The sequence below is a fragment of the Halolactibacillus sp. JCM 19043 genome (assembly GCF_001310395.1).
GTDB lineage: Bacteria > Bacillota > Bacilli > Bacillales > Amphibacillaceae > Halolactibacillus > Halolactibacillus miurensis.
Genome location: NZ_BAXD01000006.1, coordinates 79,477 through 95,326, shown reverse-complemented (window position 1 = coordinate 95,326; position 15,850 = coordinate 79,477). Strand labels below are relative to the sequence as shown.

General features: G+C 40.2%; 13 protein-coding genes and 1 pseudogene. 2 read left to right on the top strand and 12 right to left on the bottom strand.

Annotated features, from left to right (window positions below; genetic code table 11):
- The first annotated feature begins 113 nt into the window (after positions 1-113).
- Positions 114-1,868, top strand: a complete 1,755-nt coding sequence (gene recQ, locus JCM19043_RS05355; RefSeq protein WP_369813777.1) for a DNA helicase RecQ — start codon at positions 114-116, stop codon at positions 1,866-1,868.
- 8 nt (positions 1,869-1,876) lie between these two features.
- On the top strand, positions 1,877-2,191 hold the full coding sequence (locus tag JCM19043_RS18675; protein ID WP_369813776.1) for a helix-turn-helix domain-containing protein: 315 nt from the start codon (positions 1,877-1,879) through the stop codon (positions 2,189-2,191).
- A 62-nt stretch (positions 2,192-2,253) separates the two neighbouring features.
- On the opposite strand, the gene JCM19043_RS16740 is transcribed toward JCM19043_RS18675, so the two are convergent.
- The 12 genes and pseudogenes from JCM19043_RS16740 to cls all read right to left on the bottom strand — a co-directional run bounded on the left by JCM19043_RS16740 (position 2,254) and on the right by cls (position 15,611).
- Entirely contained in the window at positions 2,254-2,595 is a 342-nt protein-coding gene (locus tag JCM19043_RS16740) for a hypothetical protein (RefSeq protein ID WP_197274745.1), read from the bottom strand.
- Positions 2,588-3,655: a glycosyltransferase family 2 protein gene (locus JCM19043_RS05345; RefSeq protein WP_062320635.1), complete on the bottom strand. Its 1,068-nt coding sequence runs from the start codon at positions 3,653-3,655 to the stop codon at positions 2,588-2,590. Before JCM19043_RS05345 ends, JCM19043_RS16740 begins: the two co-directional genes overlap by 8 nt.
- A gap of 3 nt (positions 3,656-3,658) precedes the next feature.
- Positions 3,659-4,720, bottom strand: a complete 1,062-nt coding sequence (locus tag JCM19043_RS05340; protein ID WP_062320633.1) for a HEAT repeat domain-containing protein — start codon at positions 4,718-4,720, stop codon at positions 3,659-3,661.
- Entirely contained in the window at positions 4,717-6,771 is a 2,055-nt protein-coding gene (locus JCM19043_RS05335; RefSeq protein WP_062320631.1) for a hypothetical protein, read from the bottom strand. Before JCM19043_RS05335 ends, JCM19043_RS05340 begins: the two co-directional genes overlap by 4 nt.
- 20 nt (positions 6,772-6,791) lie before the next feature.
- Complete coding sequence (locus tag JCM19043_RS05330) at positions 6,792-8,231, bottom strand: CotH kinase family protein (RefSeq protein WP_062320629.1); 1,440 nt, start codon at positions 8,229-8,231, stop codon at positions 6,792-6,794.
- 3 nt (positions 8,232-8,234) lie between these two features.
- On the bottom strand, positions 8,235-8,912 hold the full coding sequence (locus tag JCM19043_RS05325) for a DUF4956 domain-containing protein (RefSeq protein WP_062320627.1): 678 nt from the start codon (positions 8,910-8,912) through the stop codon (positions 8,235-8,237).
- Positions 8,913-8,943: 31 nt separating this feature from the next.
- Positions 8,944-9,669: a polyphosphate polymerase domain-containing protein gene (locus tag JCM19043_RS05320; protein ID WP_082394436.1), complete on the bottom strand. Its 726-nt coding sequence runs from the start codon at positions 9,667-9,669 to the stop codon at positions 8,944-8,946.
- Positions 9,662-10,522, bottom strand: a complete 861-nt coding sequence (locus JCM19043_RS05315; protein ID WP_062320625.1) for a hypothetical protein — start codon at positions 10,520-10,522, stop codon at positions 9,662-9,664. Before JCM19043_RS05315 ends, JCM19043_RS05320 begins: the two co-directional genes overlap by 8 nt.
- 307 nt (positions 10,523-10,829) lie before the next feature.
- Positions 10,830-12,074, bottom strand: a complete 1,245-nt coding sequence (locus JCM19043_RS05310; RefSeq protein WP_062320623.1) for an aminopeptidase — start codon at positions 12,072-12,074, stop codon at positions 10,830-10,832.
- 74 nt (positions 12,075-12,148) lie between these two features.
- Positions 12,149-12,388, bottom strand: coding sequence for a hypothetical protein (locus JCM19043_RS18670; protein WP_369813773.1), 240 nt, complete (start codon positions 12,386-12,388; stop codon positions 12,149-12,151).
- Positions 12,385-14,028, bottom strand: a complete 1,644-nt coding sequence (locus JCM19043_RS05305) for an ABC-F family ATP-binding cassette domain-containing protein (RefSeq protein ID WP_369813771.1) — start codon at positions 14,026-14,028, stop codon at positions 12,385-12,387. The genes JCM19043_RS18670 and JCM19043_RS05305 overlap by 4 nt, the downstream gene beginning before the upstream one ends.
- A gap of 141 nt (positions 14,029-14,169) precedes the next feature.
- Positions 14,170-15,611 (bottom strand): annotated as a pseudogene (gene cls, locus JCM19043_RS05300) (cardiolipin synthase).
- Between the last annotated feature and the right edge of the window lie 239 nt (positions 15,612-15,850).

Sequence of the window (15,850 nt, the reverse complement as noted above, 5' to 3'; positions counted from 1 at the left end):
CTGTGTATGTTTTTTCTATTATGTCATTTTGAGCACTTACGAAGAAGCTCTCTCAAACAAGCAAAATTATGTTAGTATAGACTTCTTAGAACTTTAAAAAGGAACGGTGAACGATGGCAACTTTTACAGAAAGTTTAGATATATTAAAACGTTACTTCGGTTACGATCAATTCAGACCAGGACAAGCGGAACTCATTAAGCGTAGTCTACAAAAAGAAAATAGTCTTGGCATTATGCCAACCGGTGGGGGAAAGTCACTGTGTTATCAGATTCCTGGCATGCTTGATACGGGGACTGCCCTGATTATTTCTCCACTCATTTCACTTATGAAAGACCAAGTCGATAGCCTTGAAACGATTGGGGTTAAAGCAACCTATATCAACAGTACCCTCACGAAAGATGACTACATTGAGCGGATGAATAATATGCGCCGCGGGGTCTATGACTTTATTTATATTGCCCCTGAACGATTTGATCATGACGGCTTTTTTAGTGCGGCCAGTCAGTTAAACATTAGTTTCATTGCCTTTGATGAAGCGCACTGTATTTCGCAGTGGGGACATGATTTTAGACCGAGTTATCGGTCAATTGTTGAACGCATCAAACAACTGCCGAAGGTACCGTATGTGATGGCCCTCACCGCCACCGCTACACCTGAAGTCATTCGCGATATTCAATTGTTGTTACATATTACAGATGAGAATACGATTAATACTGGGTTTAAACGCGATAACTTACATTTCCACTTGTTAAAGGGGCAAGACAAGCAAACCTTTATTAAAGATTATGTCACTAATCACGCTAATGACTCTGGGATTATTTACTGTCCAACGCGTAAGACGGTTGAACTTGTGCACGGCATGCTCTTAAAAAAAGGCGTGAAAGTCGCGTATTATCATGCGGGCCTTAGTGAAACAAAGCGGGTAAAAGAACAAAATAAATTTATTGCCGATGAAGCGATGGTCATGGTGGCGACCAATGCCTTTGGAATGGGAATCGATAAATCGAACGTGAGGTTCGTCATTCATCATTCGATGCCGATGAACATCGAATCGTATTACCAAGAAGCCGGACGCGCGGGTCGAGACGGGGAACCGAGTGATTGTGTTCTGTTGTTTTCACCACAAGATATTCAGTTGCAGAAATTCTTAATTGAACAGTCGAACTTAGATGATGATAAAAAACAACAAGAGTACAAAAAACTCCAAAGTATGACAAGTTATTGTTATACCGATCAATGTCTTGTCCGTTATATGTTACAGTACTTTAAAGACACACACGCCTATGATGACTGCGAGATGTGTACCAATTGCACATCAGGCACCGAAAAAATCGACCGTACCGTCGATGCTCAAAAAGTGCTGTCTTGTGTGATGCGGATGAATCAACGGTTTGGTGCGACCCTTACCGCCAAGGTGTTAAAAGGTTCCAAAGACCAAAAGATAAAACAATTTAATTTTGAGACATTATCCACCTATAGCTTGATGAAACATCTAACCGAAAAACAGATCACGCAGTTTATTCACTTACTCGTCGCTGAAGGCTACCTCGAAACGGGAGATCAGCGCTTTCCAGTCCTGTCTTTAACGCAAAAAGGCGTGGATGTATTAAAAAACAAAGAAAAAGTATGGCTGCGTGAAGCGGTGATGAAAGAAGCTGAGGTTAAGGACTATAATGCTTCTCTATTTGAAACATTCCGTAACATTAGAAAAGCGATCAGTGAAGAAGAAAATGTCCCACCTTACGTCATTTTCTCTGATGCAACTTTACGTGATATGGCCAGACACTTACCCGAGACGAAACAAGCAATGCTACAAATTAAAGGGTCGGTGAACGGAAATTTGACCAATACGGTGACCTTTTCTTAGCGGCGATTATGAAAGACACGAGCGATTTAAAAAGTCATGAACTGACGTTACACTACTATAAACAAGACATCGTCCCAGAGAAAATTGCGAAGATGCGGAACATTAAACTTGAAACGGTTTACGACCATCTTCTGACAGCTTATGAAGACGGTGAAGCAATTGATTTTAATGGCCTATTAGACGAAGAAGTAGAAGCGCATATTTTGGAAGCCTATGAAGAAGTAGGTGAAGCCAGGCTTAAGGCGATTAAAGATATGGTGTATGACGAGGTAGAGTACTGGATGATTAAACTCACACTCGCAAAAGTTGGTGTATTGGATTAAAATAACAAACCACCGGATGTCAACAGTCATCACTTTGACATCCGGTGGTTTTCTTTTTTAGCTTATACATTTGTTTGCTTTACGCGCTTAATCGAACCCCAACTCTTACCTTTTTTATTATAGCCGATGAACGATGTCACCCGAACAAATGATAGTAAATAACGATAAAAAGCATTCTCAAAAGTAACCATCACAAGAGCTTTTATAATATCAAGCACATGTAATTTCACCCCTTGAGTAAAGACACGTTGAAAGAAAGCCGTTAATGATAAAATGATCCCAAAACCTGTATAAATCAAGAACAATTCAAGCATATACGGCACATTAAGTAGACCGAAAAAGTAGGCAATAGCAATCGTAACAATACCGAATACTTCTATAAAAGGCGCTAATAACTCAAACACCCAGTGATACATATAAGACACAAAGCCCACCGGCTTTTTGATAAACCGGGTAAACATTTCTGGGTAGGAGATGAGCGACTGGAATAAGCCTAAATACCAGCGGCGTCTTTGTCTCATAATATCTTTTACCGACAGGTGCCTGAGACCAACAAATAGCTTCAGGGTGATACTTCACTTTATATGGCCGATTATTATTCAACATAAACGTATGCAGTCGCATCACAAGCTCCATATCTTCCCCAATCGTATCGGTCCGGTAACCCCCTGTTGATAAGACAACATCTTTTCTAAATAAGCCGAAGGCCCCTGAGATAATTAAATTACCACTAAATTGATCGAGTAAGATCCGGGAGGCTAAGAAAGAACGGTCATATTCGACAACTTGCATGCCGATGATCGGTTGCCAAGGCATATGATAATCCAACACTTCCCCATCGGTCATCTTCACACATTGGGCAATTCTAACCATCCCACCTACCGCAATGACACTTTCATCAGCAAGAACGGGCTGAATAATCTTTTCAAGCGCATTCTTTTGAAGCAATGAATCGGCATCAAGGGTCACGAAATATGGGTAGCGACTAGCATTAATGCCAACATTTAAAGCGTCGCCTTTTCCACCGTTTTCTTTACGAATCAACATAATTTTTATGCCATTAATTTTTGCTTCATACACCGCATCAATCGCTTTTGTTCGTAATTTCCGCTGAATCGGTCGATCGGTCTGGTGGAATCGAAACGCCCGCAAGAGTTCATCGGTCGTTTCGTCCGCCGATCCATCATCCACAATAATGATCTCATACAGTTTATAGTCTAAATTGAGTAAACTCTTCACACTATCAACAATGGTAATTTCTTCGTTATACGCTGGCATAATCACCGAAACGGGTAAATAATAATCATGTTTTAATTCATTATTAAGCCGCATCATACGGTCTTTATCATAGAGACGAATGGCGCCAAACAAGACCGAGAGAAATAAATACGTTGTATACAACACCATATAGCCGATAAAGAATATCGCCACGCCGTTCATGAATTGTTGAACGATGAGATTCATACGTTACCCTCCTTCCGTTTCAAGATAATACCTGAGCATCGCACGAGCATATCGGTCATGTCCTGTCAATATATCCATTAAGTCATCAATCGTGACGTCTGTCTTAAGCAGTGACCGACTAGCGTTACGTCTGACAAACCAATTGGGATCTGACACTGCCGTTTTCAACGCTTGAATCACATCATCGCAACCATACTCAGCTAACACATCCGCTGCGACAATACGCTTTTCATCTTGCGGTGCTTTTATCGCCGCTAAGAGATGCGCTTTCACCTGTTCTGTGGGATACTTTTTAAAATAACGGTACAATTTCAATTCAACTTCTAACGGGACTTTCTTCTCTTTAAGCCAGTCGGCAAATTTTTGTTGATAGTCACTTGTTTCATAGGTGATAAAACCAATCACCCCTAATAGAATAGATTCACTAAAGCTGTGACGTTTATTAAACAGTTGTTCCATCAATAGCTGTTTGTCATAAGGATAGCGCATTAAGCCATCTTGAATCAGCTTTTGATGGTGGTCGATATGCTGGCGGGACAATGTTTCATACGCTTTCGTAATCCACTCTGGATTGTTTTGTTGATACAAAGCTTTTAAGACATTTTCTCTTAAATAGACGTTTGGTTCATCTAAATAATGAAACAGGGTGCGGTAGATGACCTCATCTTGCCATACCCCGCCGGCATGACTCGCCACAAAATAACTAAAGTAAGCTTTCTCCATATCATCACGCTTCTCATAATAGGTGGCCAGCTGCTTGATGACTGGTTCAACTGCGCGCTTATAGTCTGTAACTTCTTCATGGTCTTGAAAACTAAATAACGCATCATGATACGCCGTTAAATGGTTCACATGTTTCAACTTATCAATCAAATACGTTCGGTGCTTCTCGGCTAGGGGGCGATGTTCGTGAATGATGTTTAATTGTTTTTCAATTATTTGCTTAAACAACACGACGCGTTTTTTAAAGGTACGCCGGCGATAATATTGATACATAATATAACCCACGGTAAACAGCATAATTAATAAACAAATAAAGAAATAAATATAGGTGACAACAATCATTCATCTTCACCTCCCCAGTAGCTTTTTACTCGTTCGTAACTCGGCTTGACGACCTCTTCAACAGCAACATCACCCGATAAAGGATCCAGCGGTACCCAAACAGAATCGGTTGTAACACCGTTACTTGTCATCATACTTAAATGAAAACCATCAATAGGCACCGGTTCAACACCATAGTGCGTGTAATAATCATCGTGTACGGTTGGTTTAAGTGGATCGTACATATTTAAGAGACCGTATGGAATTCTTAGTTCAACTTGATCTTCCCCTAAATAAATATCTGTCTCGGCACCTTCCCCATTTAAGACGAGTGGATACACATCCTTAAAGGTGTACGGATACGTATACGATGTCGCATTTTCTTCAGTGATTTTCGGATTTCTTTCCGCGACTTTAAACCGTTCAAATCCTAGAGGTGCTTTCGGTAGCTCGACGTAAGGGTTGACACCATTCACTCTTTCTAAAAACTGTTGCCGTGATGCTTGATAATTTTCAATAACGCGCATCACCCCTCCTTGTCCTGGGAGAATACCTAAGAAAAATTCAATCGGCTCAGTTAATGTTGCGTCTATTTGGTTAATGCTTGTTGTTCCTAGTCCCGGATGTAAATCAAAACCAAAGTAGAGCGGGGCATTTAACTGAATGGCGTCAGAGTTAACTAGGATATAAAGATAGCCATGGTCTCTGGTTACTTTTATCGTGTTATTATTTGTCTCGCTTACCATCTCTACATCTTCCCAATCTATTTCGTCACCATCCATCGTCATTAAGACGTCTTCACGGTAAGGGCGGTAGCCAATGAGACCGTAATGTTGATTGGGCGTTAAGACATCTGAGAACTCATGAATGCTTTGAAGGTCATACATAAAGGCCGTTGTTAGATTTCTTCGGTCCCACACATCTTGGAAGGATCGAATAATCGTACCATTAAATCCACTCTCTTGAAACATGGTTAGTCCCTCGATTAATTGATCACCTTGATTATAGTCTTGGTTAATATACGTCTCACTCGGGTAACCAAAGCTACTCATAATAACCGGCATATCATGGGCATCATTTAACTCACGTAAATAATCATGGATGGTCACTCTACTTGAATCTGTTTCAATAAACTGTAGCGCTTCTTCTGGCCATTCTTCATAGCTATAGCTTGCGAATAAGCCTGAAAGATGTTCATCTGTAGATAAAAGATGATCCATCGTAAAGTGATTAATTTTACCGATTTGTTGTTTAATATGTGACGGGTATTCAAATGGATCCATTACAAAGGTGCTGTTTACAGCAATGGGTCGCTGCGTTCGATACTTATTTGATTCATAACGCAACATGTCATCAACGAGTGCAGCCATGAGCTTTTCAAAAGATGTTGCTTCAGGCACCGTTTGGATATAATCACCATTAAAACGGGTGTCATCTTCGTTTAAAGTATGATCTAAATAACTAATCATATCTTGATTCCACTCATCACCAATCAAGTAACCAATCACATAAGGTGACACATCAAAACGATAGAAACCACTTCCTCTTTGATCATTGGTGAATATAAGATTTCTCCCGTGAATGATATCAATCACATCTCGCGCATCTTCCTTCAATAAGGAATAAAACCGCATCCTTTCACTGTTTTCATCTCCATTTACTTCATCGTAAGAGACACGGATTCCTTGAATTAAATAAAGCGGATTATCACGGGCTTCGTTGTAATCGTATAGCGCATTATAGAAGGTCGCATTCATCACGGTCGATACACGAATCGTATTCGCACCCATATCGTTAATCATGTCAAACCAATCTTGCCACTTCTCTTCTTCAATAGGAAAATCTGTCCCACGATGCGGTCCATAGCTACTATCTAACTCCACTCCTTTTATTTCAAAGGCCTTATCCCCCTCTTTATCTCGCGCAAAGAATTGTTGATCTGCCGTATAAAAAGGGGTGGTGATCTCACCTTCTGATAGAAAGGCGACGTAGATGCCTTCAACGAAGTATAAGTAAAGACCAATAAAGATCAGCACGGACACACCGATCGCTATCATTAAAAATCGCTTCATTTATAGTCCCCCTTTCTTCGTTATTTGATAGAATGAAAGTTATGTCTGGATGGGTGACTGTATTGATTTAACACATGGATATGTTCATCCAGCCACTTACTACGGGCAAATAAATAATCTTCCATCTGAGAAAGTGCCGATTCATATGATGTTGGATTACGCTCAATCGGCTGTAAAAAGTCATCCGTATTATACTGACTTAAATCAAAATATAATCCCCAGCGGGCATTATTACGTGTGACAGCTTCTCCAAGATAGTCAACACTATCATCAATCAAACGCTTTAATCGGTCATCACTCAGTTTAGACGCTCTTAACACATGGTAACGATCAATCAACCCTTCCACAAAGCGTTCCTCAATCAACAGTTGCTCAAAAAGAGGCGCTTCGACTAAAGAAAAACCTGTTTCATCAAAGGTGACTTCTTGGTAGTTATTTAAGCTGTTATTGAAATCCCATACAACAGGTGTCAACTTCCCTCGTAAATTCCGGTAAAAATAGGTGGAATAGTAACCAGCATCAACATTACGAAAGAGTTCATTGATAATAAAGTAATCGTAAAAAGCCGTATCATCCACCCAGTTTTTGTAGTCATTTTTTTCTGTTGCATATGGAATTTGATACAACTGCTTTGTCAGTTTTGAATAATCTTCATTAACGAATTTGAAGCGTTCTTCTGAATATTGTTGATCGGTTGGATACGTGAGTTCTGTCGCCGACGGGTAAACACGGTAAGTGTCGACTAAAAAATCATTGAGTGGAAATTCTAACTTTTCTGCACGATCAATCTCTACAATATAACTGGTCATCGGACTATTTGGTTCAGGTGTTGGGATATCAACGCGCCCTTCACCTTTTGATACCGTTTCCATCATAAGATAAACCCCTTCATAAGACCCGTCAATAAATAACTCAATAAATCTGACGTCTGGGGCATAGGGCATCAGTTCTCCAGATAGATTCATGGCGAGATAGTTTCTCAGCAGCGTTCGGTCAAGCGCTGGTCCATGTAGTGCCCAGTTATTATCCGCCTCCATTCCAAACACTTGAAGTGCCCGTTCGTTGCTGTTATCATCGACAAATGACAGCGCATAAGATTTCTTTTCAAACAGTCGCGAAGAGTTCCCGCGCACACGAAGCAGGGCTTGTGACGTTGTTGGTTTTTCATCGAATAAGGTGACATCGACTGTAATCTCTGATAAACCATCTTCTGATAACTGAATATGTCGTGCAGGTGTAAGAATGACAGCGCCCGGGATACGCTGATTATTTGTTGTGACCGATACGACCGGTAAATGCGTTGTAAACTGGGTGTTATCTAACGGTACACGACGTTCTTCTTTTGGTTGTTCATGTTGATACACCCGGTTGTAATACTGTTCCGATTGAATGAATGAAACACCTATAGCTAAACTAATGATCATCACCGGTACGAGTAAATAGATGATACGCGCTTTCATGAGTTATCCACTAATTTCATCCGACTGCGCCACAACATTAACATATTCAATCCCCCCTAATTTATAAAGGAGCTCTGTAATGGTTTTGTCTTTTTTACTTTCTAATTTATATTCTTTTTGAGACAATTCATAAATCCATTCAATCGATTTTTCGGTAGTATTTTTCACTCGAAGCACCGCTTTTTTATTAAATTGCTTAAAGATCGTTCCTTCCACTTGCATTTCAGCTTGTCGCTCCGCTTTTACAATAATCAACATCCGATTGTTGTTTTTCACTCGTCCGAGCAAGAGCAACACGATAAAGACAACAGCGGAACCAATCGTTGCGACTAAATAGTCACCCGATCCACACCCAATCCCAACAATAATTGCCCAAAAGATATACGTGGTATCCCGTGAATCTTTAATCGCCGTTCTAAAACGTACGATCGAGAGTGCCCCCACCATACCGAGAGATAAAGCAATGTTATTACCGATGACGGTCATAACCGTTGCTGTTAAAATCGTCAAAGTAATTAAGGACACATTAAACTTTCGACTATAGGCGGTCCCAACATGGGTATACCAATACGAAATATAAATCGCAATAGCCAAAGCTGTCGCCATTAAAATATTAATTAAAATATCATTTAAACTTAAATTAGGGGACTGCTCCGCTAATTGATAAAGAAAGTCACGCATCGTTTGTCCACTCCTTTTTTTATGTTACGTCTTATTTTTCTAACTGATAATCTTTACTTATTTTACGACTCATACTGTATTTACTGACCGATAATTGAGCTGATTCCAGTGGAATGAGTAAGTCTTTAATATATTGGAGTAAAAAGCCATTGTACTTCACTTCTAATACAACATAGCTGTCATCGATTAATGGTGTTTCAATTAACGTTTCATCAAACAGACTAAAATCGCTTTCTGACCCACGGATTTTTTGATCAAAGGTGACACGAATTTGATTTTCTTTCGCGATAAACGCATCCCGTTCATAAGTCACAACCGATTTTGGACGGTACACATGCGTCATCATCATTTGGTAACAATCGAGTAAGAACGGGTGTTGTTTCTCAAGCAGCAGGCTATAGTTACCCGCAATCAGTTGTTCTCCCTCTTCCTTCGTCAATTTATACGACGTTTTTTGTTGATAAGGGCCTTCTTTTTTCTTTAATTCAAGTAAACAGTAATTCGGATCATGCATATACGTCCGTAATCTTAACTTGCGTCGTAATTCAACCCCGTCTTCCTTCTCATGATAATCTCGGTCATCAATCGAATCAAAGTATAAGGAACGAATCGTATAACCCTCGCCTTTTTTACCTTCATAAGGATTGTTTAAACTGTGTTTATCACGCGTCATAATCTTAGCGATATTGTGTCTTAAAAGGTAGTACTGCTTAAGATTAAGCAAATATTTCTTCTCTTCACGGTACACATTATTCATATCCAACCACCTCCTTCAGTGCCGTCAAATCATGAAAGGCACCGTAAATGTCTTGATTCGAAAAATTTTCTATGATGGTATCTAAGTTATTGTGAGCCGCCGTTAATCCTTCTTCGTAGTAAGTATTGCGTTCTGTCAGTCCATACTCACCTGGTGGTTTGAATTCGTAAATGGTTGTGATTGGTAGCCCAATAGATTCCGCAAGTGCTGCTTCATATATCATATGTTCAATTTCATCATCTCGATAATAATTCATTATCGCTAATTCTGTCGCTGCTTCTGTTATTAAGAATTCTAATACTTGCTTATAGCCTCTTGTATCATAAAAGTAGGGCACGACCGTAATCATCTCCAAATCATGTGCGGTTAAATACGTATAAAGCGCACGCATATTGGCCATAAAGCTCAGCTGGAGCGTTTCATCGTCCCAGTCAAAGTCATCGAGTAAATATGGTTCAACATCGACGACCAGCCCTTTCAATTGCTGATCAACTTGTAATTGCTTGTTAATCGTGATGATACGCCGAGCTTCTTCAATTAAACTAGCCGCTCCACCTTCACGTGCCCACTCGGGTGTACCAATCAACTGGTAGACAGCCATTTCACTGCCCATGTCTTCAAGAAACAACTGGATGTCTGTGACCGACAAATCGCTAGAAAACGATTGAAACAGTCGTTTGATCTCATACTGATGAAGGAAATCCGCTGTATCCTCCCCCTTATCGATTACCGTTTCTTTATCCCACGAAAAAATAGCGATGTTCGGCTCTTGTTGATCATTTGTGACATATAACCAGACACCTATGATGAATACGACAATGACGATCAGTTTAATTAGATCATCCTCAATCACTCACCTCCCTTAACTCAGCTGACACGCAGTGTGACACGATAGGGCTACTCTTAAAAAAAACCGCCCTAAACAGCTAGGACGGTTGCGCCACCTGCTCGTTATCTACCAGGCACCCATTTAAAGTAGATAAGTCTTCACACCTTAAGTAAAACCTTTAGTTCATTAAAAAAATAATCATTTATTTATACCCGCTTTTTCACATAGTGAACCCTTTTAAAGACAAAAAACGAGAAATTTCTTTATTATTTAAAAAACCACCACCCATTCACATGTTTGGGTGGTGGTTAACATAACGCATGAGACGTTCTTAGTTATTCATTCCAGGCAGTGCCCATTCTCCTTTACGGAAGACGGCTTCTGTTTCACCATTTTCTAATACACCATCAATATCTAACTCAGCTGAGCCAATCATAAAGTCAACATGCGTCAAGCTATCATTCACACCGTGTGCGTCAAGTTCTTCATCTGACATTTTCGCCCCACCTTCCATATTGGTTGGATAAGCTTTACCTAAGGCGATGTGACAAGACGCATTTTCATCATACAGTGTGTTATAGAAAATCAGACCTGATTGTGAAATAGGTGAATGATGCGGTACGAGCGCAATCTCACCAAGACGCTTCGCGCCTTCATCGGTATCAAGTAAATGTTTTAATGTGTCATAACCCGTTTCTGCTTCAAAGTCTGTGACTTTGCCGTCTTTGAACGTAAGTTTAAAGTGATCAATCATGTTGCCACCGTAAATCAGTGGCTTCGTGCTTGTGACAACCCCGTCAACGTGGTATTTATCCGGCATCGTAAACACTTCTTCTGTCGGCATATTCGGGTTAAAGTGACGGCCTTCTTCTGTATACGCCCCGCCACCTTTCCAAATGTGGCCTTTCGGTAAGCCGAACGTAATATCCGTACCTGGTGCCGTAAATTTAAGTGACGTATATTTTTTATCATTTAAAATTTTATGGGCCGCTTTAAGTGTTGCATTGTGCTCATCCCATGCTTTAATTGGGTCTTCTGTATTCACACGGACAATGTTAAAGATTTGTTCCCACAGTAATTCTTTTGCTGTTTCAGCATCTTTACCTGGGAAGATCTTCATTGCCCAGTCATTGGTTGGAATCGAGATGATTGACCAAGCAATTTTATCATTCATCGTATATTTGCGGAATGCTTTCATCGCCTCAGCACTCGCTTTTGTCGCTTTAGCCACGCGACTAGGGTCAACATCTTTTAATAGATCTGGGTTTGTTGAACGGACCGATAATAAAGCCACATCATCTTCTGCATAGTATAAGTATTTATCAACGAGCCACTGAGGAACCGTTGTTAAAGCTTCTTCTGCCGCATGTAAGTAACGTTGTAACGTGATCTCATCATCTTGCCAGTTAATCACGACATCTTTCGCTCCAAGCTCATAAGCTTTCTTCACAAGTGTTCGGGTAAAATCAACGCCTTCAATTGATGAGTTAATCATTAATACTTGATTCTCTTTTAAGTTGACACCTGTTTTTAGCGCGAGTTCCGCGTATTTTTCTAACATTTGTTGTTCTGCCATTTGTTTTCCCTCCAAATATAATCTAGGTTACTCCACGTCTATTATACACAAACACTTTCCATTGTTGAAATAATCTATTTTTCTAATGACTCAACCAGTAATGATAATTCTTCCCAGCGTTCCATCTTTTCTTCTAAAGCCATTTCAAGCGCAAGTTGTTCATCATAAGCGAGCCTGACCTTTTCACTATCACTCCCTGCATCAATAACGGCTTGTTTTTTTTCTTCAATTTTATCTTCAAGCGCACCAATCTCATCTTCAATCGTTTGCCATTCTTTTTGTTCATTATACGACAATTTCTTTTTCTTCTTCACGGGGCTGATGGTTCTTTATTCATGACTTTTTGTTCTTTTTTATCTTCTTTGCGCTCGGCCAAGTAGTCACTATAATCCCCGTAAAAGGTGTCGATGATACCATCATCAGTAAAAACAAATAATTGATCAGCCGTGCGGTCTAAAAAGTAACGGTCGTGAGACACACTGATGACAACGCCTGGAAACTCATCTAAATAGTTTTCTAAGATAGCCAGAGTCTCGGTATCTAAATCATTGGTCGGCTCATCGAGTAGTAACACATTCGGTTCCTGCATTAAGACATGTAGGAGATAAAGTCTACGCTTTTCGCCACCTGAAAGCCGGCGGATAAACGTCTGTTGGTCACCTCGACTAAAGAGGAAGCGTTCGAGCATTTGTTCAGCGGTAATGACTTGGTCATCTTTCGTATGAATGACGTCAGCCGTCTTTCTGATATAGTCAATAATTTTTAAATCTTCATCCATCTCCGAGTGGTCTTGCGTGTAGTAGCCAATCTTGACTGTTTCACCCACACGAATCTCACCCGCATCAGGCAGCATTCGCCCCGCCAACATATTGAGTAAGGTTGATTTACCACTCCCGTTTTTACCGACGATACCAATCCGGTCATCTGGCTTAATTAAGAAGCTAAATGGTTGAAACAATGCTTCTCCCTCAAAGCTTTTGGTTACGTCCGTTAACTCAAAGACTTCATCGCCGAGACGCGTCCCCCGCAAGTTCAACTCTACTTCTCGTTGTTTCTGTTCAAAGGTCTGTTTTTTCATCTCTAAAACACGGTCAATGCGCGCTTTTTGTTTCGTCGTCCGTGCTTTAACTCCCGCTTTTAACCAAGCGATTTCTTTCTTTAAGATGTTTTGGTGCTTTTGTTTACTTTGTTCAGCCAGTTCTAAACGCTCAGCTTTTTTCTCTAAATACGTTTCATAGTTACCAACATAACGGTACATCTGCCCTTTATCTAGTTCATAGATGCGATTCGTCACCCGGTTTAAGAAATAACGGTCGTGAGTGACGATAATGAGCGCACCTTTATAGCTCGGTAAATATTGTTCTAACCACTCAATCGAATCATGATCGAGATGGTTGGTCGGCTCATCTAATATGAGTAGATCTGCCGGTTGAATGAGTGCCTTTGCCAGAGCGACCCGCTTTTTCTGACCACCAGAAAGGGCATGAATCGTTTGATGATAGTCATGAATACCGAGCTTTGATAGAATGGTTTTCGCCTGTGTTTCGTGATCCCAGGCATTTTCTCTATCCATTCGTTCTTGTGCTCGTTGAAACACTTTTAGTTTTTGTTCACTTAACGGATCTTGTTCTAAACTGCTCCGTGCTTGTTCATATTGATGCAGCGTTTTGATCAGTGGCAAATCCCCCATGTAGATTTCATCTAAGACCGTCAGGTCTTCTTTTAGTTCCGCTTCTTGAGCTAAGTAACTCACGGTGAAATCTTTCGGATGTTTTAACTCCCCGAAGTCTGCGTCTTCTTTTTTACTCATGATTTTTAAGAAGGTCGACTTGCCTGTTCCGTTAACACCGACGAGGCCAATCCGTTCTCCGGTTTCGATTGAAAAGCTCACCCCATCGAGTAAGACTTTTTCACCGAACGCTTTATGTAATTGATGTGCTGATAGAATCTCCATAATAGTCTCCTTTTTCACGTATCACTACTGTTAAGTATAGTATAACTTGAGTCAGTTAAACAAGAAAAAACACAGCACCAAAGCGTTAAGGCTGTGTTTTTTCCAATGAGCTTATTGATCTATCCATTTAAAAAGTGCTACTTATAGAATTGGCGAAATTAACCTTGCGACGGATTCTTTAAAGCGAATCCAAGTTGAACGTTTTTTATAATCTTCCAGTGAGAGCGTGTAACATTCCTTCATGTCCCGTTCATATTGTTTAAGGAGTTGACGTGCCACTTGTTCACTGTACATAAACGCATTCACTTCAAAGTTTAACCGGAAACTACGCACATCAATGTTGGCGGTACCGACACTTGAAAGTTTCCCATCAACGACAATCGTCTTCGCATGAAGAAAGCCGTTTTCATAAATATGGATTTTAGCCCCTGCTTCTAACATATTTCCTACATAAGAATACGTTGCCCAGTAAACAAACGGGTGATCGGGCTTATTCGGAATCATGATCCGAACGTCAATCCCAGACAGTGACGCAATGCGAACCGCATCGGCCAGTGATTCGTCAGGAATGAAGTAAGGCGTTTGAATGTAGACATATTCTTCTGCTTCCATGATCATCTTAATGTAGCCATACTTAATCTGTTCCCAATCATTATCCGGTCCGCTTGAAACAATCTGCATCCCGACATTCCCTTTTGGTGTTGCTGTGTAGTAGACAGGATCGTATTGAAGCACACGCTCCTTTGATGCTTGGTTCCAGTCTAAAATAAATCGGGTTTGCATATTTCGCACCGCTTCACCAACAACGCGCAAGTGCGTATCACGCCAGTAACCAAACTTTCGTGACTTTCCTAAGTATTCATCGCCAATATTAAACCCGCCGATGTAACCAATCCGGCCGTCAATAATGGCGAGCTTACGGTGGTTGCGGTGATTAATTTTAAAGTTCAATTTAGGAATGATTGACGGGAAAAAAGCTTCAACATGTACACCCGCATCTTTAAGGGCCTTAATATATTTTCTGCTGAGCGTCTGGCGCCCATGTCATCATATAAGAATCTAACTTCTAATCCTTTTTTCGCACGGTCAATGAGCGCATCAGCAATCTTCCACCCAAGTTCGTCACTACGTACAATATAATACACTAAATGGACGTGATGCTTCGCATGTTTAATATCAAATAAGAGCTGATCAAACTTTTCTTTACCGTCGCTAAAAATCTTCACATCGTTATGTTGGGTTAGAATCGCATCATTGTTACGTAAATGTAGATAAAATAAGTCTTTATGATGGCGGTATCCCTTTTGAATCGGAAATGAATTTTCTTCAAGTAACTGTAACTGATTCTGGGCTGCCTTTTTGACACCTAACTTACTTTTATTATCCCAAATAAATAGTTTCGTGTTACTGAGCTTACGTCCAAAGATTAAATACAAAATAAAGCCCGCGATAGGGATAAAGGTTAAAACGAGTAACCATGCCCATGTCGATGTAGGATTTTTACGCTCTAAGAAGACAATCGTGAAGGCTAATACAATATTAAAAACTAATAGGGCCCCAAGTAAAAATGTAGGGACTGTCATTTCCTCACCTCTTTTCTTTCATATCCATAATATAGCATACCTAGGCTAACTCATGCACTTTTCTAGGTAACAGATACGAAAACCATGTGAAAAGTCATGGTTCACCACTCATTATTTAGGCCTCTTTATCTAGAAATTGACTCGTCTTATTCATTATTATATGTTATTCCCCTTCATGACATGAGTTAGGCAGGCAAACGATCAAAATTGATTAAAAAAGTTAAAAACGCACCTTTAAC

Bases quoted from the DNA above. Each gene is read 5' to 3' on its own strand.
- recQ (WP_369813777.1), top strand. From the start codon at position 114: ATGGCAACTTTTACAGAAAGTTTAGATATATTAAAACGTTACTTCGGT.
- JCM19043_RS05335 (WP_062320631.1), bottom strand. From the start codon at position 6,771: ATGAAGCGATTTTTAATGATAGCGATCGGTGTGTCCGTGCTGATCTTT.
- JCM19043_RS05305 (WP_369813771.1), bottom strand. From the start codon at position 14,028: ATGGAGATTCTATCAGCACATCAATTACATAAAGCGTTCGGTGAAAAA.
- JCM19043_RS05325 (WP_062320627.1), bottom strand. From the start codon at position 8,912: ATGCGTGACTTTCTTTATCAATTAGCGGAGCAGTCCCCTAATTTAAGT.
- JCM19043_RS05345 (WP_062320635.1), bottom strand. From the start codon at position 3,655: ATGAATCTCATCGTTCAACAATTCATGAACGGCGTGGCGATATTCTTT.
- JCM19043_RS18675 (WP_369813776.1), top strand. From the start codon at position 1,877: ATGAAAGACACGAGCGATTTAAAAAGTCATGAACTGACGTTACACTAC.
- JCM19043_RS05330 (WP_062320629.1), bottom strand. From the start codon at position 8,231: ATGAAAGCGCGTATCATCTATTTACTCGTACCGGTGATGATCATTAGT.
- JCM19043_RS05310 (WP_062320623.1), bottom strand. From the start codon at position 12,074: ATGGCAGAACAACAAATGTTAGAAAAATACGCGGAACTCGCGCTAAAA.
- JCM19043_RS05340 (WP_062320633.1), bottom strand. From the start codon at position 4,720: ATGATTGTTGTCACCTATATTTATTTCTTTATTTGTTTATTAATTATG.
- JCM19043_RS05320 (WP_082394436.1), bottom strand. From the start codon at position 9,669: ATGAATAATGTGTACCGTGAAGAGAAGAAATATTTGCTTAATCTTAAG.